The organism is Cryomorphaceae bacterium 1068 (assembly GCA_027214385.1).
Taxonomy (GTDB): Bacteria; Bacteroidota; Bacteroidia; order Flavobacteriales_D; family Cryomorphaceae; genus JAKVAV01.
Genome location: JAPVXR010000002.1, coordinates 88,544 through 109,264, shown reverse-complemented (window position 1 = coordinate 109,264; position 20,721 = coordinate 88,544). Strand labels below are relative to the sequence as shown.

Sequence of the window (20,721 nt, the reverse complement as noted above, 5' to 3'; positions counted from 1 at the left end):
TCACCAAAAGAGTATTAATACTTATGAGTAGGCTTAGCAATGATTGGCTAATTGAGCCTGTATTCGATTACGAATACAAAACCTACCAGGTGCTGGCATACACATCTCAAGCCCAAAAACGGTTTGAGGAGTCAATGCTATTCCCTTATCTCCCCGACATTCAGAATCATTTGAGAAAGCTTAACTTTTACAAGCAAAGCGTTCTGAATCTCGAAAATGAGTTGAGAACGAATTTGATCGGTGTTGATGTGAAAAAACTCAGATTAATCCGCGAACGACTTTCTGATGACGGGGTAATGAGCACGCTCAACAACGTGCTGGGATTTGCACTGGAAAAACTATCTTCCACCTACCAACTTGGTATTTCAGAAAAGGAACAGCTGATGGAGCAAATCAATATTCGCCCTATCGGGCTGTTGAGCCCTCAAAGCAGCGGAGGCCTAATCCTATTAAATAGGTCTAAAAAAACTCGAATCTACAAATATGAGTACCGATTTGTGAGAAGACCTTACGAAAGTGAGTCCTACAAAGATGTGATGACACAATTTATAGATGAAAAAATGACGGGAAGGTTTCCAAACTATCGTGAACTGAAGATGCAGTATCGAGAAAATCATGAGATCAATACGTATCTCATCGAAACAGAAACGGAGATTCCCATTTTCGAAACCTTATTGCCCGTTGCAAAGGAGTTTCTTCTTCAAAACGAATAGTAATTCTTAATCTTCCTCTTTCGAGAGGTAAACTTGGGAAAGATCAAGGTTTCCCATTGGGCTAACTGAAAGATTCTGAACTCGCTTATTGACCAACCAAACCCATTGTTCGTAATACAATGGTGCAACAGCTGCCTTGTCTATAACAACGCTATCTGCTTTGAACAACAATTTCTGTCTTAACTCAGCATTGGTCTCTCTGGTTGAGCGCTCAAAAAATTCATCAAAGTCAGGGTCTTTAAACCTGACAGTATTCAAGTAAGAGGCTTTAACAGAATCATCCGGCACAAGCTTACCGTGAAATAATTTCAAAAAGTTCTCAGGATCAGGGTAGTCAGCTATCCATCCATCTCTCCAGATGTCTACATTTCCCAATTCAATTTCTTCATAGTGTTTATCCCTCGGTAGAATTGAGAGTTCTATGGTTAATCCAAGATTAACAGCAAGCATTTTTTGAACAGCTTCTGCCACATCCAGTGCCGTAGGGTTACCATCATTTATTTGAATAGTTAGCACGGGAAAATCTTGGGAATCTTCGAACCCTGCACCTATCAATAGCTGTCTGGCAAGGTCGGGGTCGAAAGAGTAGCCTTCAAGACTCTTGGCGTTGTAGCCCGGGGCAGAAGGAGGAACAAAACCGTATATGGCAGGCTCCCCAAAACCTTTAAGGACGCTGTCTACCAAGAATTGTCGATCAATGGCATAATTTATCGCCTTTCGAACATCTTCATTTTCAAACAAGTCGCTTCTATGCTGAAAACCATAGTACTCTACACGCATTCCGGGAATGGTCATGATGCTATAGCCTGCATCGGTGCTTTTTGCTGATTCAACCAACTGTTGAATATTCTCTCTTGGCACGCTGAAGATTAAATCCAAATTACCATCCAGGAGGGCGTCAAGTTGATCTCTTTCATTTTCTACAAAGTTGCACCGAACAGCATCCAAGTAAGGAAGTGATCGTCCCAAACTGTCCATTTCTCGATAATTCTTATTTCGTTGAAATATGATTACGTCGTTCATTTTAATGGTAAAGGCCTTGAAAGGTCCTGTACCAATGCACCAATTGTTAACCTGATCTTCATATTCATACAGTTCTTTTGGGAAAACCCAGCAGCATGGATGCGTGAGAACAGCCAAAAAATTTGGAGTGGAATGCTCTAATTCGATTTCGAGAATATAGTCATCTATCAATCGCAACCCTTCGGGACTCTCGGAGGTCTTTCTCCCATCCATTTTGGATTTTCTGAATTCAGATGCTCCCTTGATAAGATCTATCACATAGGGGTAAAGCGCATTATTTTCTGAAGGCTCACAGAGTTTGGTAAAGCAATGTACAACGTCTTCAGCTTTAACTTCTCTTCCTTTTCCTCCTGGAAAAATGGGGTCATCGTGAAAGAATACTCCTTTCTTAAGAACGATTGTATAAACCTTTCCGTCCTCACTAATGGAGTATGACTCGGCCAATTGTGGCTTAAAACTATTTGTCTTTTCATCTAGCTCAAAAAGGCCTTCATAAACTTGATTCATCAAGTTGAAAGCTGCAGCGTCAATTAAGTTGTGCGGAAAAATGCTGAGAATGTTGTCTGAAAGACTCATTTTAAATAGCCCTCCACTTAATTCGTGATTTACCTCACCGTTTACTCCGGCGCTATCTGATCGCGAATTATCGCAACCGTTTACGAGAAAGAACAAAAAAGCTACGAGAAGAAGTCTGCTTAGAAACGATGGAACTGTTCTAATCATTATAAGTTAAGTTCTAGGGAAACAGGACAATGATCGCTATGGAACACGTCGCCTAATATATCCGCTTTAACGATAGATTCCAGCAAAGGTTGCGACACCATATGGTAGTCAATACGCCATCCCAAATTCTTTTTTCGTGCGTTAAAGCGATAAGTCCACCACGAATATTGATCAGTCACATCACCATTCACACTTCTGAATGAATCGATAAAACCTGATTCTAAGAATTGAGTGACCCATTCCCTTTCTTCAGGAAGAAATCCACTGGACTTTTTATTTGAAACAGGATTGTGAATATCGATAGCTCGGTGACAGATGTTGTAATCTCCCCCTATGACCAGGTTTGGTCTTTCCTCCTTCAGCTTTTCAATAAATACAGAAAAGTCTGCTAAAAAATCCATCTTAAAAGCCTGTCGATCCTCGCCACTGCTTCCAGAAGGAAAGTAAGTGCTCATAATGGAAAGGTCTCCAAAATCAGCTCTCAAAACTCGGCCTTCGCGATCATACTTTTCAATTCCACAACCAACTACTATCTTATCAGGCTCAATTTTGCTTAAAATTGCTACTCCAGAGTAACCAGCCTTCTCTGCACTATGAAAATATGACTTATACCCCAGTTCCTCTGCTACTTTGAGGTCGATCTGTTCGGGCTTTGCCTTGGTTTCTTGTATTAAAACAAGGTCAGGTGAAGCATCTTCGAGCCATTCGTAAAATCCTTTTCGAATGGCAGCACGAATGCCATTGACATTATATGATATAATTTTAAGCTTCAAATTGCGTATTCTTAGGAGCCCACGTGGGCGAATCGATGTTCTTTCAGACGCTCAAAGTTAATAGATTCCCTATACTACCGTGTTTTTGTCGTCTAAAGAAAACGGCAATAGTAGGGTTGTATCTTATCGCTCTTGTAAGCGGTACGACGCATCTTTGTGCTCAAGATTTCGGATCTTACAGAAGTAAAACACTTCTTCTTCAGGGCGATACTACTTCTATTGATACTGTGAGCATTGACCCGGGTTCTTTTGTGGTTAAATCCAATGGTGTAATTGTATCGGACTCTTCGTATTCGCTTTTGCCCGCAGAGGCAAAACTGGTCTGGAAAGAAAAATCGCCTCCAAAATATATTGAAATTTCATACCGAGTATTTGCTATAGACTTAACGAGAAAGTATCAAAGACGATCACCCTCCATCATACAGCGAGGAGAGGACTATTACTCCGATCCATACACCTTTCGCCCTGAAGCACAGCAACAATCCGTTTTTGGCTCTACTAGATTGAATAAAACCGGAAGCATATCGCGGGGCCTGGGCTTTGGAAACAATCAAGACTTGACCGTGAATAGTACGCTCAGCCTTCAACTCAGTGGAAAACTGACTGACGAGATCAGTGTCCTAGCATCGGTTACGGACGACAATATCCCTATTCAGCCGGAGGGTAATACGGCCCAATTACAAGAGTTTGATCAAGTTTTTATTCAGCTCTATGACGATCAGAATAAGCTTACCGCAGGTGACTTTATCATTCAAAGACCATTGGGTTATTTCTCAACCTATTTTAAACGTGCTCAAGGAGCTTCATACGAAACTCGGCGCAAAATGGGGGCAGGCAACTACACCTTCTTCACCCAAACCAGCGCCGCCATATCTCGTGGTAAATTCTCCAGAGATATATTAAAGGGAACCGAGGGAAATCAAGGGCCTTACCGACTTACGGGAAATGAAAATGAATCGTTCATCATCATTTTAGCAGGAACCGAGCGAGTATTTATTGACGGTAAGGAGATGCAACGAGGGCAACAAAACGACTACGTTATTGACTACAACACTGCAGAAATAACCTTTACTGCGAATCAACTGATTAACAAAGACAAACGAATAGCCGTCGAATTTCAGTACACTGACGCAAACTACAGCCGCAGTCTCGTACAAACCTCTACAGGAGTAGAAAATGATCGCTTCCAGTTTTTCATCAATTTCTTTAGTGAGCAGGACGCTAAGAACCAACCACTTCAACAAGATTTAACCGATCAGGACAAAACTATACTGAGCCTTGCCGGAAATGATCCGTCTCTAGCGATAGCCCCGGGGTTTACGGAAGTATTTGAGTATAGTAATGATCGAATTCTCTATACGCTGACAGACTCTCTGGGCTATGATTCTGTTTTTGTGCGAGTCACGGAGCCAACTACTCCGCTCTACAACGTAAACTTCAGCGAAGTAGGCGAAGGAAACGGAGATTACGTACAGGCAGGCTTTGATGCAACCGGAAGGATATTTCAATGGGTGGAGCCGGAGGTGATTGGCGGACAAGTCTTTCACAACGGTAACTACGCTCCTGTTCGACAATTGGTCGCTCCAAAAAGAAACCAGCTATTCATGGCAGGTGCCAACGGAAAGTTTACCGAAAAAACATCGGCCGGTATTGAGGCGGGATTTTCGAACGATGATCAAAACACTTTTTCTGAGATTGGCGATGAAAACAATTTGAGTCACGGACTATTCGCCAAGGTGGAGCATACCGAAACGCTCTCAAAAAAACCCGATGCTGCTGAAGTTTTTGGAAGGGCTATGATAGAGTCGAGAGGCAAAAACTTCAGGCCAATCGAACCTTATCGCTCCGTCGAGTTTACCAGAAACTGGAACTTGAGCTTGAACGATAGTTTGGAGAACAATGCCCAAAGCATAATCACAGGAGCGGTGGGGATTAAAAAGGCGAGTATGTACGATCTGACTTATTCGCTTGACCGATTTGATGCGGGAAGTGATTACACTGGATTAAAGAATAACCTAAATGCCAATTTAAACTTAGAAGGCTTCAGGGGATGGTTCATTGGTAGCTTGCTTGAAACCGAAGGTGCCGTTAAATCTCGATTTACCAGACATAAATCACTGGTCGAAAAAGATATGTGGATTACGAAAATCGGATTTACCGATGAGCGGGAAGATAACCTCCGCTTTGCGCCCGATAGTGACACTCTTTCCGCGACAGCCTATAAGTTTTACGACTGGCAATTCTACATAGCCAATCTGGATTCTTCAAAACTGGGTTACAAAGTATTCTACCGCGAAAGAACTGATTTTGCCGCTGCCACAGACGACTACTCAGAAAGCACGCATGCCATTCACTATGGTGCTGAAATGTCATTGTTGGGCAACCCAAAAAACACCCTAAAGGCGACCGTATCTAACAGAATATTGGAAATTGTAGATGAAGAGTCTACCGAACAGGAGCCTGAACAAACACTTCTCATGAGAATTGAATATGCGGGTAGGTTTTTCAAAAACACCATAACCGCCAATACATTTTACGAAATCGGTTCAGGGCTAGAGCGCAGACAAGAGTTTATTTACATCCTTGACCCTACCGGACAGGCGCCTTTTACTTGGATCGATTACAACAACAACGGAGTAAAAGAGCTCAACGAATTTGAGACAGCAAGACCAGAAGATGGAGAGCGATACCTTAGGGTGTTTACCCCGACTGATGATTACGAAAGAGCATATTCCAACCAGTTCTCGCAAAGCATTAATATTAGTCCTGCGGGAATTTGGATGAAAGAAGAAGGAATAAAGAAAGTTCTGGCCCGATTCAGTAATCAAACGGCCTTTCGAATTCAGCGAAAAACCCGTAAAGAAGACGAGGTAGATCGCTTCAACCCCTTTGCTGATCCCTCAGGAACCGAGAATTTGATTTCTCAATCTTCGAGTATTCGAAACACGTTTTTCTTTAACCGAACGAGTTCCAAATTTGGCGTGGACTATACCTACAGTGATCAAACAAGCAAAACGCCGCTGACTTCAGGTTTTGAGGAACGAGAAAATACTGCGCACATTTTGCGCTTGCGATACAACTTCACGGCTAAGTACGGAGTTATTCTAGAACAAGAAACAGGAACTCGATTAAGTGGTTCTGACTTTCTTGAAGGGCGCACCTATGCCATCGATTACATATCGCTCAAACCAACTCTCTCTTACCAGCCAAGCACGGCATTCAGGGCAAACCTCTCAGGAACTTATACCCTAAAAGAAAACGCAGAAAACTTGGGTGGAGAGCAAGCAGAAATAGTGGATTTCGGCGCCGATTTGCGATTGAGCAAAATTGAAAAAGGTACATACTTCGCGCAGATAAACTACATCACAATCGACTACGTTGGAGGTGTGAATAACAGCTTATCTTATGAGATGCTCGAAGGATTGCAAAACGGTCAGAACATTACTTGGGCTGCGGGCATTCAGAGGAATCTTGGAAAAAACCTTCAGCTCAGCTTAACCTATAACGGTCGTAAATCCGAAGAAACGCGGTCTATCCACACAGGGAATGTGCAAGTGAGAGCCTTCTTTTGATTATTTCAAATCAAAATCTGCTTTTCCTATCAATGCACCGCCCTCATACATCTCTACGATGTAGTTTCCTTCAGGAATTTCCGAATCTGCAGGAATGTTGAAGAAGACACAAACATCTGCACTCTCGTTGGCATATTCAAAAGTGCGCTTCACCGAATACTTTCCACTTACTCCATCAAAGTTGAAGCTTTGGTCTTCTGACATTTCAGGCTGCAAGACCACTCCGTCTTGAGAAATAATTCTGAGATAGATCGTTTTCCGACCAGCAGTAGCGATCCTGTTTTCTCCAATTTTGGCGCAGGTTCTGATGATCTCCGTCTTGTCCGCCCTGTTGGTTTCCTTCTGTGTTCCGTTATTCCTCATTCTGAGTCCTACGGCAGTCATTTCAAGCGTTTGCAGAATTGATCCCGTCGCTACTATATTTTCTAAATTCTCCTTGGTACTCTCCAGCTCTTTGGTTTTTGTCTTTGCCTCAACCAGTTCCTCAACCAAGTAATTATTGTCCCTGATTAGGTCTTGGTTCATGGTGTTCAAGGAATCAATGGTCACCAAGTATCCCTTCATAATATCTCGGAGAGTGGCGGCCTCTTTTTTCAATTTCGAAATGATGTAGGCATCGTCCTTGTGCTTATCAATTTCTTTGAGCATCTCTCTGATTTGCTCTTGTTGGGCAGTTATCTCTGCCGACAGCTGTTCGTTAGCAACCGTAACCGTATCATACTGAATCAACATGTCTTGCAAATCGTTCTGAAGCTGAAGCTTTTCAACCTCCAATCCCGAGATCGCGTTTACTTTTGTCTCAACGGTTTGTGATTTGGTAAAGACCAATATCCCCAAGACCACCGTAGTAATGGCAAGAATGATAACTGCTATGAGAAGCTTTTTGCTGTTAGAATCCGCACTGTCAGTCATAATTTCAATTCTTTAAGAGATTATCAAAATTCCTTGTTTTCAGTATCTTTCAATGACGAAACGTGAAAACTTGGATTAGAATGAAGCAAAAGTACAATTTTGGTTGGTTGAGAGATTTCGCCGGGTTATTCTTTCCAAAAATTTGTATCGGTTGTGCCCAACCTCTAAACGGAACAGAAGACACCATTTGTATAGATTGCCTTATCAAGCTGCCTCGCACCAATTATCACAGGCTCGAAACGAACCCTGTTTTCAATAAATTTCGTGGAAGAATTCAAATCGACTCCGCTTCAGCTTTTCTCTATTTCGCTCGAGGCAATTCATCCAGAGCATTTTTACATCATCTAAAATACAACGGAAGACAGGATATTGGGAGAAGGCTGGGTGCACTTTATGCCAAAGATCTGTTGAACGATGGTTACGCCGTTCCCGATGTCATTATTCCACTTCCGCTTCACCCCTCAAAAAGGCGCCTCAGAGGATACAATCAGTGCGACTCAATAGCAGAAGGACTCCAAAAATACTTGGGGTCCGAAATCGGCTCGGATTTTGTAAAACGCATTTCAAACAATTCCACCCAAACCAAAAAAGGACGATTTGAGAGATGGGAGAATGTAGAACGAATCTTTACAGTAACAGAACCTGAAAAAATCTCAGGAAAGCACGTTTTGCTCATTGATGATGTTGTGACCACAGGCTCGACTCTCGAAGCTTGCGGGCACACCATACTTGAAGCGAAACCAAAAAAACTGAGTTTTCTCACACTCGCCACGGCTTAAATTTGATCTATCTTTGCGCCATGAATCGCAATTACGACCTCGCTCTCCGGCAAATAGAAGGTGTCGTTTCAGGGGAACCTGACTTGATTGCCAATCTGAGCAATATTGCTGCTATTCTCAAAGAACTCGAAGGGTATTTTTGGGTTGGATTTTACCTTGTAAGAGGTGATGAGTTGGTGGTCGGGCCCTTCCAAGGACCGGTGGCATGTTCGCGAATAGCCAAAGGAAAGGGTGTGTGCGGAACTGCCTGGAGTGAAAACAGAACGATCGTCGTTCAAAACGTACATGACTTCCCTGGCCATATTGCCTGCAGCCCTTTGTCGCAGTCAGAAGTTGTCGTACCAATTCGTAATCAAGAAGGAGAAGTAGCTATGGTTTTAGATGTGGACAGCAGCTCCATAAGCGACTTCGGAGAAAGCGACCAATCGGCTTTAGAAAAACTCGCAGAGATCATCACTAAAATTATTCCCATACAGTGAGAATATTCTTACTCTTCGCCTTCGTGCTCATTCTGGGCTGTGCTAAGCAAAACAGCCTTACAGGTGGAGACAAAGATATCACACCACCACAAGTACTGGAGTACAATCCCCCGAATCTCAGTACCAACTTTTCAGAAAAACGTTTTGAATTAGAGTTCGACGAGTTCATTCAAGTCAAAAGTCTCGCTGAACAATTGATCGTTTCTCCACTTTTAAGTGAGCCTCCCGAATATTCCTTGAAGAGTAAAACACTTATTATTGAATGGGAAGAGGATTTGCTTCCAAACACTACCTACCAATTCAATTTTGGCTCAGCTATTTCAGACTTAAACGAGTCAAATGTCAATTCTGATTTACTCTACGTTTTTTCGACAGGAGATTTAATTGACTCGCTTTCCATATCAGGAAAAGTGCTTGCTGCAAAAGACAATAAACCCTTGGCAGGAGCATCAGTACTGCTCTACCGTGGAAAAACGGACAGTTTACCACGAACCACCCAACCTGATTTTTTCGCCTTGACCAATTCAGAAGGCTTTTTTCGTTTGAGGTATTTGCCGGAAGGTGACTTTAAACTCTTTGTACTCTCTGAGGAAGCTTCCAACTACATTTACGACGGTCCGCCTGAAATAATCGGGTTTTCTCCATATCGCATCTCCTCGGGTATTGCCGATTCTACTGAAACGCAACTCATTATTCCTGCTTTCACAGAACAAGACACCACCCAGTTCATTTTGGGTACTGAAAAGAAGGACTATGGATTCTATCAAGCAGTCTTTAATCTTCCCACGGAGAAACCTGAAATAATATTCAAAGAAGTAGAATCGGGCATAATATTACCTGCACTCAACCTTCTTAACCCAGGCAGAGATACATTGACCTCTTGGATTCCATTGTACCTGAAGAAAGAGCCAATCGAAGAAATTGAAGTATTGATTCAAGATGGTGATGCCATTCAGGACACCTCGTTTTGGTATCCGGAGATCGACCCAAAATTCAGGCAAGAGCCAAAACTTAAGATTACTTCAAACCTCCAACAAAAGCGATTGGATCGATACGAAGAAATTAAAATCAATCTTTCAAATCCATTGGATCAGCTTGACACAACTCTGATCACTATATTGGAAGACAGCGTAGAGATAGCGCCTCGGTTCTTCAAAAAATCTGTTAGTGGCCTTCACTTTTTTATTCATTTGGAGAAAAAACCAACCTCTATCTATCAGGTGATCATGAAAGAAGGTGCTGTCAAAGATCTCTATGGGATTTACAGCGATAGCACGAGTTTTGAATTTAAACTTGAAGAAGAAGAATACTACGGAGACTTAACGGTGAGTATTAATGACAGCCTTATTCAATCAGAGCCTAACCCTGTTTTTGAATTCACCAATGAGGCAGGTAAGGTCTTGTATTCCGAACCTCTCGCTGGTCGAAATGTCCTAATATTCGAGAAGCTTCAACCCGGTAAATACGGTCTTCGCATAAACTTCGATACAAACGATAATGGCGAATGGGATACCGGAGATTACGCCACGGGTACTCAACCCGAAGGACGACTTTTTTATCCAGAAGAAATTGAGGTAAGATCGAACTGGGATCTGGAAATAGACTGGACGCCGGCGCCGATTCCTTATGGCGTTATTTCAAACTGATCTGCATCCAAAGCTACCGGGAATTTTTCCCTGAAAACATTTAAAACGTTGAGATCCAGCGTCGAGAAAATCCATTCTTCGGCCTTATTGGCAGCGGCCGTCATCACATCTCCTTTCGGGTCAATAGCTACCGAATGACCGCTATAAGCTATACCGTTTCCGTCCTGTCCAACTCTGTTTACACCTGCTACGTAGCATTGATTCTCAATGGCTCTTGCCAAAAGTAACTTGTCCCAAGCGGCTACTCTGACTGCAGGCCAATTGGCCACATAAATTTGTAGATCAACATCGCTTGAGCGCGACCAGACCGGAAAACGTAGATCATAGCAAACCCGAGGCATGATATTCCAGCCCTTGAATTTAATTCTTACATCATTCACCCCTTGGCTGTACACTCTGTGCTCTTCCGCCATGCGGAAAAGATGGCGTTTATCATAAGTGTATTCGAGATTGCCTTCGAAAATCCAAAAAAAGCGGTTGAAATAACTCCCCTTTTCCTTTGCGGCAAAGCTTCCGCAGATGGCGTAGCCTTTATCAGCTGATAGGCTTTTCAGGAGAGTCATTGCTCTGCCACTATTGGCCTCAGCAACTTTCGAAGGATTCATGGTAAATCCCGTAGAAAACATTTCGGACAAGATGATAATATCCAAACCATCAGGAAGGAGCTCCATTTTCTGTTCCACCATTTTCAGGTTTTCCTCTACAGACTCCCAATGCAACTCCGATTGAAGTAAGGCAAGTTTGAGTTGGGAGGATCCACTCATAATTCTTTCAGAATTGCAGCGGCCTTCTCCAATGTTTCATCCGACTTGGCAAAGCAAAATCTCAACATGTACTGCTCGACAGGCTGATGGTAAAAGACCGAAACGGGAATAGATGCTACACCATGCTCTTTGGTAAGCTTCTCGGCGAATTTGACCTCGCCCATTTTACTGATTGCCGAGTAATTCAGCAATTGAAAATAAGAACCGGAAGAAGGCAATGCCTTAAAACGGGAGCCCTTAATATGACTCAAAAACGTATCGCGCTTCTGCTGATACATTTCGGCAATATGATTGTAGCGATCAGGCTCTTGGAGGTAATCTGCTATAGCAAACTGCATTGGTGAATTGACACAATACACTAGGTACTGATGCACTTTTCTAAACTCCGTCATCAAATTTTCAGGAGCCAGAATATATCCGAGCTTCCACCCGGTAACGTGAAACGTCTTTCCAAAGCTACCTACGACCAAAGATCGCTTTGCTAGTTCAGGAAACTTTGAAGCACTCCAATGTTTCTTGCCGTCAAAGACGATGTGCTCGTATACCTCATCACTAAGGACCAGAGCGTCACTATTGGTGGCAAGTTTTTCCAGCTCTTTCATATCATTCTCATCCCACACGGCACCGGAAGGATTGTGCGGAGTATTGATAATGATCAGTTTCGTTTTCCGCGTGATGACCTTTTTGACGTCTTCCCAATCGACCTTAAAATCAGGTCCTTTGAGCTGAACGTAAACAGGTTTCCCGTGATTCAACACGATCGGCGGCACATAACAGTCGTAAGCGGGTGTAAAAACGATCACCTCATCTTCTTCCTTTACCAATGCCGTAATGGCCGTATAAATGGCCTGTGTCGCTCCCGCCGTTACCGTAATCTCCGTATCGGGATTGTAGGTAGCTCCGTGTAATTCTTTGGTCTTTTTGGCAATGGCCTCTCGCAAAACCATTGCACCGGCCATAGGAGCATACTGATTCCTGCCATCTTTCATATGCTTGGTCACCATTTCAAGCAAAACAGGATCTACATCAAAATCAGGGAAACCCTGCGATAAATTGATGGCACCATGGTCTTGAGCCATTTTACTCATAATGGTAAAAATGGTCGTGCCGACTTTAGGAAGTTTGGTTGAAATATCGACGGGTGAGCGCATGCTGGAGGTTTCGTTTGGGCCCACAAAAGTAGTAAACCGAATGGATTAGTTAGAAAGATTTCCCGCTACAATGCACGGAATTTTGAAGGTCTCAGTATCACCTGCGGGATTGAAAATCTCAATCAGAATAATATGTGGACCAATTCGGGCTTTTGATCGATCATCGGTTGTTCCATCCCAACTCAATGTTCCCTCCGTGCCCAAGAGGAGATTATTAGTAAGCTCACGAATCAAGCGTCCTCTTCGGTCGTAAATGCGAATTGTAGCCAGATAATCAGGGCCATCCAAGGAGTAGTTGATCAGCAGCACATCCTCAAATCCATCATTGTCCGGAGAGAAAACTTCATCCTCTAGCTCGAATTGAGCTGAGGCTCGTCCTTCTGGCAAAAATTGAGAATTGACGTATCCCGGAGTGGCGAATCCAACTCTTTCAGAAGCCGATGACCAATTGCCTGGTTCGTTGGTAGGTCGAGTGTAACTCAACCGCTCTAAACTCACTCGGTCAAAGGTGTTGAGCAGGGGAAAATGGTAATCCTCCAGATAGTCGAATCGATCGATCGGATTCTCCAAAGAATCAGCCAGAATTACCGACCCTTCTCCATTGTTGTAAGATGGAAGTGATTCCATTTCATGGAAATTCTCCCGGTAAGCTCCTGACATCGGATACTCCTGAATGGTGGCGTTCACATCATCGGTCAAAACGAGGTGCTGACCGGGGAATATCACCAGCGGATCTTCGCTGATGACCCTTGTGGTTAAATCAGCGTTTTGAAGAACCCAATTTTTTAACCCGATGTTCTTATCAGAAGCATTGTAAATTTCAACGAAGTCACGTCCTGCCGTTCGCGGATTGAAAAGTACTTCATTGATCAGCAAGTCACCGGGCTCCCCAGGTTGAGGAATCGCAAATACAAATGATTCAGTAGATTCTATTTCGTTTCCAACACAATCAGAAATACCCTCGAGACTTAACTCATAACGCACACCTTCTTCAAGAGGCTCAATAAGTTGGATCAGCAAAGAAGAATAATCAGGCGGAGCATTAAAAACGGCATCTACTCCGACCTCGGGAGTAATGGTGATATCAGTAAGCAGCACTGATAAACTGTCGATCACTTCTGAAAAACGCACCTCGATGAGATTGGATCCCTGAGCAAAAACCGCGTCAATTTCAGGAGACATCAAATCGGGGTCTTCGCTGTAAACGCTATTCTGTGCGCCAGGCGTTCCTCCAAATTCTGCCTCGGTTCCTGTCCAGTTATCTGCTCCCCTGCATGGTTCCGAAAGGTTGATACGTTCCAAGCTATATCCGCCATCTTCCTTGTCGCCATCGTTGTACCAAGAGAGGTCGTAATTCACGCGATCTACTCGCTCTCCTTCAGGATTCAAAAGTTCCAATTCTCTCCCTCCATTGGTCAAGAAAGTAGTGCTCATGTTCTCCAAAAAGATCACATCAGGAGAAGTCAGAAAAGCCACTTGATTACTAATCGAAGCAAAAAATAAATACTCTCCGGGCGCTATTACCACTGATTCCTCGAATTCTACTCCCGATAATGAACAATTGAACAGGTCGATGGCCACATTCGAGGCATTGAACAATTCAAAGTATTCGCCTTCCGGCAAACCAACCGAAGGAGATGGATCTGCCATGATCTCTGTAATGAGGATTTCGTTCACCTCTGGAGAAACTCCCAGCAAGATGTCGACAGTTATTGCCGAAGCTTCATTTCCCGCACAGTCAGTAACTCCTGTCAATTCCAAAGAATAGACCGTACCCACTTCAAACGGTATAATCAGCTCGATCAACAACCCATCGGGCTGAACTTGAAAGATTCCCGCTACGGAAGATTCAGGAGCAAAATTGGCCACAATACCGTTGATACTCTCCTCATCCAAAGGCTCCGAAAAGGTGAGCTGAACTTCATTGTCTTGAGGAATACTAAACGATACCAACGTGGGCGCGGTCTCATCAGGGTCGTCATTGAAAATACTGTTCTGCTCACCCGGAGTTCCACCAAGCGGACTGTTTGAAGCCGACCAGTTAAAAGCTCCGCTACAAGCGACATTGGGGTTAATCAACTCCAGTGAATAGCCACCATCATCTTTGTCGGAATCACTGTACCAATCATCGCTGTACTCTACAAAGTCAAGCTGTTCCCCTTCTGAATTGGTGAGGGTCAGTTCCCTCCCTCCATTGGTGAGAAAAGAAGTGCTCATGTCCAAAAAGCGAATGCCTTCCAAATTGTCAAAGAGTTCTGCATTTGAAATGGATGCAAAAGCGACATAATCACCGGGCTGTAGAATGATAGATTCTTCGAAAAAGACACCCGACAACTCGCTACCCTGCAATTCCAGCGTCTTATCCGAGTTATTGAACAACTCAAAGTATTCGCCTTCCGGCAAACCGATCGATGGAGTAGGGTCGGCCATGATTTCAGTAATGATGAGGTCACTGATAGCCGGCAGTTCACCGATGAAAATAGGCAGCGTTTCAGTGTCCGATACATTTCCTTCGCAATCCACAAGCCCTGTGACGGTTATCTCATAAGCGACTCCCGTCTGAAGCGGCTCAACCAAGAGCACTTGGATTTGATCGTCCTGCACCAAGGAAAATTCATTGATAGAAATGCCTTGATCCAGGCCGATCGATGCGGAATTCAGATCTTCAAGAGGCTCTGATACCACGATCAGCAAATTGAGCGGATCAATCACCGAAACGGAAATCACCGAGGGGGGCGTAGTGTCGGGCGCATCGTCAAAAAGGCTGTTCTGACTTCCGGGAGTTCCGCCCGACGGGTCACTTGAAGCAGCCCAATTGGTGGCTCCGCTGCAAGATAGAATCGGGTTGATGCGTTCGAGGCTATAACCACCTTCGTCTTTGTCTGGGTCTTGGTACCAGTTATCCGTGTAAGAAACGATGTCCAAAATCTCTCCGGTTCCATCGACTAGCGTGAGGCTATCAGCCGCATTTGCCAAGGCTGTAAATGATGTGATCCCGACAACGGTTCCAAAAGACGCAAAGACGTCGACATTCGAGGCATCACAAAGAATCAGGTAGCTATTGGGAGGAAAAGAGATCGAAGGCAAAATTCTCTCTGTTGTGGTATTGACCAAAATCCAATCTTCGGTGTCAAAGAAGGATTCACTCCGATTGTAAATTTCGATGTATTCCGATTCGGGTAATCCAACAGAAGGACTAGGGTCGGGAAAGAGTTCGTTGAAAATCACATCTCCCGGACTTGGGTTGTCGGGGATGAAAAAAGTAAAATCGGCTGTTTCTCCATTGGCGACATTTCCCGAAAGGTCAACTACTCCAGATACGGTGACGGCGTATTGCTGTCCATTGTTGAGAGGCGAGGCAAGGGATAAGTTCACGGTATTGGGTGAGCCTCCGTCAAGCATGGCGGTTGCCGGATTCCCGATTCCTCCGTCGATGGAATAGTTGGCAATGTTACCGGCCGAAGTTTCCTCGAGTGCTTCCGAGAATTGAAGGACAACTTCGGTAGCGCCAACAGCATTGGCCGAGATCAATTCAGGAGGATCTTCATCCACGGGAATTAGCCCGATTTCTATGTCATCGAAGAAGTGATTATTCACAGGCGAGGCTGCGCTGGATTGCTCTATTCGAAAACCAAAATGACTAGTAGATGTAATATCGCCATCAATAACACTACCCGCTCCTGCGAAAACACCTGTATTGTCTTCGTCGAGTTCGAGGGTCCAAAGGCCCGCAGTTGTTCGTGTGAGTCTTACTTTGTAAATATTGTTGCTCGAGCCGAGTTCACCATCGGAGCCATCGATTAGAGTACTTTCGGAACCTGCAGAGAGTTTGTAGAATGATATTTCATCAGCTGTATCGCCAAAACGAATGAAGTAACCATTGGCTGCAGCCGACAAATCAGCATTATCCGCCATGACAAAAACGTCTACATAATTGGCTCCTGAGGTGGCAAAATCAAGGTTGATCCAAAACTCCCACTGCACATCGTCGACTAAAACATTTGCAGTAGAGATATAATAGTTGATTGATGCATCTCCGGGGTCAATATTGCTTCTCAATATTCCGCCGTCAACAGTAAAAAATGCATCGTCACCCGTCCAAAGTGTTCCATTGGTAAAATCCCCATCAGAAAAATCATCACTCACCTGAGCCGATACAGTTGATGTAGCGAGAATAATCAAACTAAAGAAAACGAATAAAAGAGTGGATTTCATAGAATTTCAGTGCGGCTAAATATAGTATTTTTGCTTCTTGCCGTTTGTTAACGAAACATCAAGAATATGAAGGTAGCCTTAGTAGGTGCCACCGGTATGGTAGGTCGAGTGATGCTCGAAGTTTTAGCCGAAAGGAAATTTCCCGTTTCGGAACTGATCCCCGTTGCTTCACAGCGAAGTGTCGGAAAAATGATCGAGTTTCTGGGAAAGGAATACCGCGTTCACTCCATGGAAGAAGCCATTGCTAAAAAGCCTGACATTGCACTTTTCTCAGCGGGAGGAGGAACGAGCTTGGAATACGCTCCGAAATTCGCGGAGGTGGGTTGTACGGTGATCGACAATTCCTCGGCGTGGCGCATGTCGCCCGATCACAAATTGGTCGTTCCCGAAATCAATGGCGACTCCTTGACGGCAGACGACAAAATCATTGCTAACCCCAACTGCTCTACCATTCAATTGGTGCTGACCCTTGCTCCGCTGCACAAGCAATACGGCATAAAAAGAGCGGTAGTTTCGACCTATCAATCCATCACGGGAACGGGAAAAGACGCGGTGGAACAATTCGAAAACGAAAGAGCAGGAAAAGACGGGCCAATGGTCTACCCTTACCCGATCGATAAAAACTGCTTGCCTCATTGCGACGTCTTCGAACTGGAAGGCTATACCAAAGAAGAGATGAAGCTGACGCGAGAAACGAAGAAAATTCTCAACGACAATTCAGTGGAGGTGACCGCCACTGCAGTGCGCGTGCCCGTAGTGGGAGGCCACTCAGAGTCGGTGAATGTCACTTTCGAGAAAGAATTCGACTTGGGAGACATTCGAAAAATTCTGCACGATAGTCCCGGCATTCAGTTGCAAGACAATCCCGACGTGAATTTATACCCAATGCCTCGCTACGCACAGGGGAAAGACGATGTATTTGTCGGTAGAATTCGTAGGGATTTCTCCTTTCCAAATAGCCTCAACATGTGGATCGTTGCGGATAACCTGCGCAAAGGTGCCGCTACGAATGCCGTTCAGATCGCTGAGTTGATTGCCAAGAAAGTGGCTGTCTAACCTAGAACTTCTCTCCTTGATGTTTGCGCTTTGGCTCGGATAAACAGGTGACAATAAATGTAGGTTAAGTGTCCGAGCACCATGTAGTAAATCACGTGCAGCACGAAAGCGTTTTCTCCCGGAAACAGGGGATAGAATAGAGCTTCATTTGTCGTCCAAAAGGACATAAAAACGACGTAAAACATCGATACACTCATTGCTGCAGTTGCTCTAAGGTCATGTGATTTGTACTTGCGGAGATGAACATATGACGAAACAAGGATATACAGCACCAGTACAATTAAAGCTGAATGGATCAAATTGAAAACCCACTGGGTTTCGTCAAGAGGTAGTCTCAGCAGTGCGATAAGTCCTGCGATCAATCCGAGAGTAATTACCACTTTTGGCGTTAGCCATAGTTCACGCAATAAGCCAAGTACATATCGCTTAATGGATTTATCCGCATATTTCCAATGTGCGTGCTGCAGCTTGCGCAATTTGAACCAAGAATTTTCAGAAACGAAAACCTGAAAAGCCTCATCGAATGAAGCACCGTTCTCGATCTGCTCTTCCATCTGTACCGCATAATGATCGGTCAACTCATCGCATAAATCGTCGCTTTCGATTCCGTATTTCTTTAGAACAGCTCTGACCTGTTCGAGCTGAAAATCACTCAAGTATTGGTTGTTCATCTGACTTGATATTTATTTGGTTCAACTAAATATTCTTCCGTAAGCCCTTTCAGCTTTTGCCATAACTTGGAATACAAATTGTACTGATAAAAACTTAGAATTACCACTATGATCACAAGTACAGTTTTCCATTGAAACAGGTCAGATGAGTATGCGAACCCATCTGACTCTGCGCTTTTTATGAAGTGATAAATGGTCCAGTAGTAAATCAGTCCACCAACCAAATTGTCTCTGATTTCAAATATTCTTTGGTATTTTTTGATCCAGTAGAAGTAGCCAAATCCAATGTAATATACTACTGATAAAGCGGCGCTAAGACCAAGTACTTCGATACCAAAACCGCAGTAAGTAGCAAATAAAACCGCTCCGATACAGACCGATAACCATAATAGTTGAGTGGAAGTAAAAACAGTTTTTAGGGCTTTGATCTGTGATCTAGTCCACTGTTCCTTAAAGCTCCTCTCAAACTCGCTTTGAATTTTCTTCAGGCTTAGGAAATGTTTTTTTGTCTTCCAGCTGTCGAGCACTTCTTCAAAAGACCAGCCCTCTTCCATTCTTTCTTTGGCCTCCTCGCAATAGTGGTCGGTCAACTCAAAAACCAATTCGGGTGAGTCGATTCCCCATCGCTTGAGAAAGTCGATGACCAGACTTACTTGTGCGTCTGTCAAATCTTTCTCAGCCATGACTTAAGTTGGGATTTAGAAAAAGCTGCAAGTTTTGGGCGTACTCTTTCAACTCGGCAATGCGGTCTTTGGCTTCCTTTCCGCCTGATTCGGTGAGCTTGTAGTATTTTCTGGATCGCTTCCCGATCATTTCGACTTCAGTGGTTACCAATCCGGTTGCCTCCAATTTGTGCAACGCAGGATAGAGCGCTCCTTCGGTAATGTCCAAATCTCCGTTGGTCAAATCCTTGGCCTTTTTAGAAAGTTCGTAGCCATACATTCTGCCCTCCTCCGACAGAAGAGTGAGCAAGATGCTACTGAGCGTTCCTTTGTACAAATGATTTTTACTCATCTTTGATAGGTAAATTTCTTGTAGAGCAAATATACATAAGTTTCTTATGCATTTGCAAATTAGGTAGTGGTATTGGGTATTGGGTATGGGAGTATGACCAAAAAACTGAAGCTTGGCTTTAAATTTGTTTCTTTTGTGATATGAAACGCTTTCTCTTGATCTTATCACTGGTTTTTACACTCGTTTTTTCTAATTCGAGTCAAGGTCAGATACGCGTATTCGCAGGCAATGCGAATTACATTACCGATCAAGTCCTTCATTTCACCAATAACCGCATTTTCCCTGCTTATACATTCGACTTCAACGCAGTTCTCTACACCGTGATAAGAGATAAGATTATGGTAGGGGGTTCAGGATCTGAATTTGACCTGATCTACACCTATCGCGACGGAAGGCTTTATACTGGAAATGCCATGTATTCGGGTCAAATAGCTTATACCCTTGGCGAGAATGGAAAGATTTACAAAGGAGATTCCAACTTTGAATTGGATGTGTTATACACCGTGCAGAATAACGTAATTTACGCTGGAAGCGGTACTTTTGCGGGAGACGCAATTTACTTTATCGAAGGCAGATATAGCCCTGCAGATCTATTCGGCATTTTGCTCAGCCTCGACTTGATTTCCTGATTTTTCTTCTTTGAAAAAGCGCTTTTGATTGATCAATATCAAAGCCATTCCCACCGTAATCGATGAGTCGGCAATATTGAAGATGGGTCGAAAGAACTGTAATCTCCCGCCACCCAAAAACTCAGGCCAGTTGGTGTCGATAATCGGAAAGTAGAGCATGTCCACCACTTTTCCTTGAAGAATGCCGGCATAGCCTCCGCCATCAGGAAACATGGTAGCCACAATAGGTAAAGGGGGACTTTCGCTGAAGATAAGACCGTAAATCGTACTATCGATAATGTTTCCTGCAGCGCCGGCAAACACCAATGCCACAGACACAATGAGTCCTGTATGAGCCTTTTTCTTGATAAGACCGTTGAGGTAAATCCCGATAAAGACGATGGCTACGATTCGGAAGAGACTAAGAAAGATCTTTCCTGTCTGTCCGCCAAATTCAAGACCAAAGGCCATACCCGGGTTCTCGATGAAATGGATGAAAAACCAGTCGCCAAATACGGCAATGCTTTCATCCAAATGCATATTGGTCTTGATCCAAATCTTAGAGACTTGGTCAATGAGTAGAACTACAAAAATGATAATGACTGCTTTCCTGCCCACGAGA

The 20,721-nt window shown here is 43.8% G+C and carries 17 protein-coding genes; 7 read left to right on the top strand and 10 right to left on the bottom strand.

All coding sequences use genetic code 11. From position 1 onward, the window contains the following. Positions 1-23 precede the first annotated feature (23 nt). Positions 24-713, top strand: a complete 690-nt coding sequence (locus tag O3Q51_03255; protein ID MCZ4407810.1) for a hypothetical protein — start codon at positions 24-26, stop codon at positions 711-713. 6 nt (positions 714-719) lie between these two features. Here the strand turns inward: O3Q51_03255 and O3Q51_03250 are convergent, their stop codons facing one another. After that, positions 720-2,459 carry an ABC transporter substrate-binding protein gene (locus O3Q51_03250; GenBank protein ID MCZ4407809.1) on the bottom strand — a complete coding sequence of 580 codons (1,740 nt, stop codon included), beginning with the start codon at positions 2,457-2,459 and terminating at the stop codon, positions 720-722. Beyond that, positions 2,459-3,232 (bottom strand): exodeoxyribonuclease III, encoded by a 774-nt coding sequence (locus tag O3Q51_03245; protein ID MCZ4407808.1) that lies wholly within the window; start codon positions 3,230-3,232, stop codon positions 2,459-2,461. The genes O3Q51_03250 and O3Q51_03245 overlap by 1 nt, the downstream gene beginning before the upstream one ends. Positions 3,233-3,348: 116 nt before the next feature. Here O3Q51_03245 and O3Q51_03240 point away from each other — a divergent pair, with 116 nt between their 5' ends. After that, positions 3,349-6,804, top strand: a complete 3,456-nt coding sequence (locus tag O3Q51_03240) for a hypothetical protein (GenBank protein MCZ4407807.1) — start codon at positions 3,349-3,351, stop codon at positions 6,802-6,804. Here the strand turns inward: O3Q51_03240 and O3Q51_03235 are convergent, their stop codons facing one another. Then, positions 6,805-7,716, bottom strand: coding sequence for a hypothetical protein (locus tag O3Q51_03235; protein MCZ4407806.1), 912 nt, complete (start codon positions 7,714-7,716; stop codon positions 6,805-6,807). A gap of 80 nt (positions 7,717-7,796) precedes the next feature. Between O3Q51_03235 and O3Q51_03230 the strand changes: the two genes are divergently transcribed. The 3 genes from O3Q51_03230 to O3Q51_03220 are packed head-to-tail and all read left to right on the top strand — an operon-like array spanning position 7,797 to position 10,620. Then, on the top strand, positions 7,797-8,495 hold the full coding sequence (locus O3Q51_03230; GenBank protein MCZ4407805.1) for a phosphoribosyltransferase family protein: 699 nt from the start codon (positions 7,797-7,799) through the stop codon (positions 8,493-8,495). Between the two features lie 20 nt (positions 8,496-8,515). Continuing rightward, positions 8,516-8,974 (top strand): GAF domain-containing protein, encoded by a 459-nt coding sequence (locus O3Q51_03225; GenBank protein MCZ4407804.1) that lies wholly within the window; start codon positions 8,516-8,518, stop codon positions 8,972-8,974. After that, entirely contained in the window at positions 8,971-10,620 is a 1,650-nt protein-coding gene (locus O3Q51_03220) for an Ig-like domain-containing protein (protein ID MCZ4407803.1), read from the top strand. The genes O3Q51_03225 and O3Q51_03220 overlap by 4 nt, the downstream gene beginning before the upstream one ends. Here O3Q51_03220 and O3Q51_03215 read toward each other — a convergent pair. From O3Q51_03215 to O3Q51_03205, 3 genes are read right to left on the bottom strand one after another with little or no spacing between them, the layout of a single operon-like run. Further along, positions 10,599-11,384 carry an amidohydrolase gene (locus O3Q51_03215; GenBank protein ID MCZ4407802.1) on the bottom strand — a complete coding sequence of 262 codons (786 nt, stop codon included), beginning with the start codon at positions 11,382-11,384 and terminating at the stop codon, positions 10,599-10,601. The two genes, O3Q51_03220 and O3Q51_03215, sit on opposite strands and share 22 nt — an antisense overlap. Further along, complete coding sequence (locus tag O3Q51_03210; GenBank protein ID MCZ4407801.1) at positions 11,381-12,535, bottom strand: methionine aminotransferase; 1,155 nt, start codon at positions 12,533-12,535, stop codon at positions 11,381-11,383. Before O3Q51_03210 ends, O3Q51_03215 begins: the two co-directional genes overlap by 4 nt. Positions 12,536-12,580: 45 nt before the next feature. Next, entirely contained in the window at positions 12,581-16,750 is a 4,170-nt protein-coding gene (locus O3Q51_03205) for a lamin tail domain-containing protein (GenBank protein MCZ4407800.1), read from the bottom strand. A gap of 66 nt (positions 16,751-16,816) precedes the next feature. Here O3Q51_03205 and O3Q51_03200 point away from each other — a divergent pair, with 66 nt between their 5' ends. Next, the gene (locus O3Q51_03200; GenBank protein MCZ4407799.1) at positions 16,817-17,806 is read left to right on the top strand and encodes an aspartate-semialdehyde dehydrogenase; all 990 of its coding nucleotides are present in this window, start codon (positions 16,817-16,819) and stop codon (positions 17,804-17,806) included. Here O3Q51_03200 and O3Q51_03195 read toward each other — a convergent pair. From O3Q51_03195 to O3Q51_03185, 3 genes are read right to left on the bottom strand one after another with little or no spacing between them, the layout of a single operon-like run. Then, positions 17,803-18,477 carry a hypothetical protein gene (locus tag O3Q51_03195; protein ID MCZ4407798.1) on the bottom strand — a complete coding sequence of 225 codons (675 nt, stop codon included), beginning with the start codon at positions 18,475-18,477 and terminating at the stop codon, positions 17,803-17,805. The two genes, O3Q51_03200 and O3Q51_03195, sit on opposite strands and share 4 nt — an antisense overlap. Continuing rightward, on the bottom strand, positions 18,474-19,160 hold the full coding sequence (locus O3Q51_03190) for a hypothetical protein (GenBank protein ID MCZ4407797.1): 687 nt from the start codon (positions 19,158-19,160) through the stop codon (positions 18,474-18,476). The genes O3Q51_03195 and O3Q51_03190 overlap by 4 nt, the downstream gene beginning before the upstream one ends. After that, entirely contained in the window at positions 19,153-19,491 is a 339-nt protein-coding gene (locus O3Q51_03185; protein MCZ4407796.1) for a PadR family transcriptional regulator, read from the bottom strand. The genes O3Q51_03190 and O3Q51_03185 overlap by 8 nt, the downstream gene beginning before the upstream one ends. 140 nt (positions 19,492-19,631) lie before the next feature. Here O3Q51_03185 and O3Q51_03180 point away from each other — a divergent pair, with 140 nt between their 5' ends. Continuing rightward, positions 19,632-20,120 (top strand): hypothetical protein, encoded by a 489-nt coding sequence (locus tag O3Q51_03180; protein ID MCZ4407795.1) that lies wholly within the window; start codon positions 19,632-19,634, stop codon positions 20,118-20,120. Here O3Q51_03180 and O3Q51_03175 read toward each other — a convergent pair. Continuing rightward, complete coding sequence (locus O3Q51_03175; GenBank protein MCZ4407794.1) at positions 20,082-20,717, bottom strand: lipoprotein signal peptidase; 636 nt, start codon at positions 20,715-20,717, stop codon at positions 20,082-20,084. The two genes, O3Q51_03180 and O3Q51_03175, sit on opposite strands and share 39 nt — an antisense overlap. Positions 20,718-20,721: the final 4 nt, after the last annotated feature.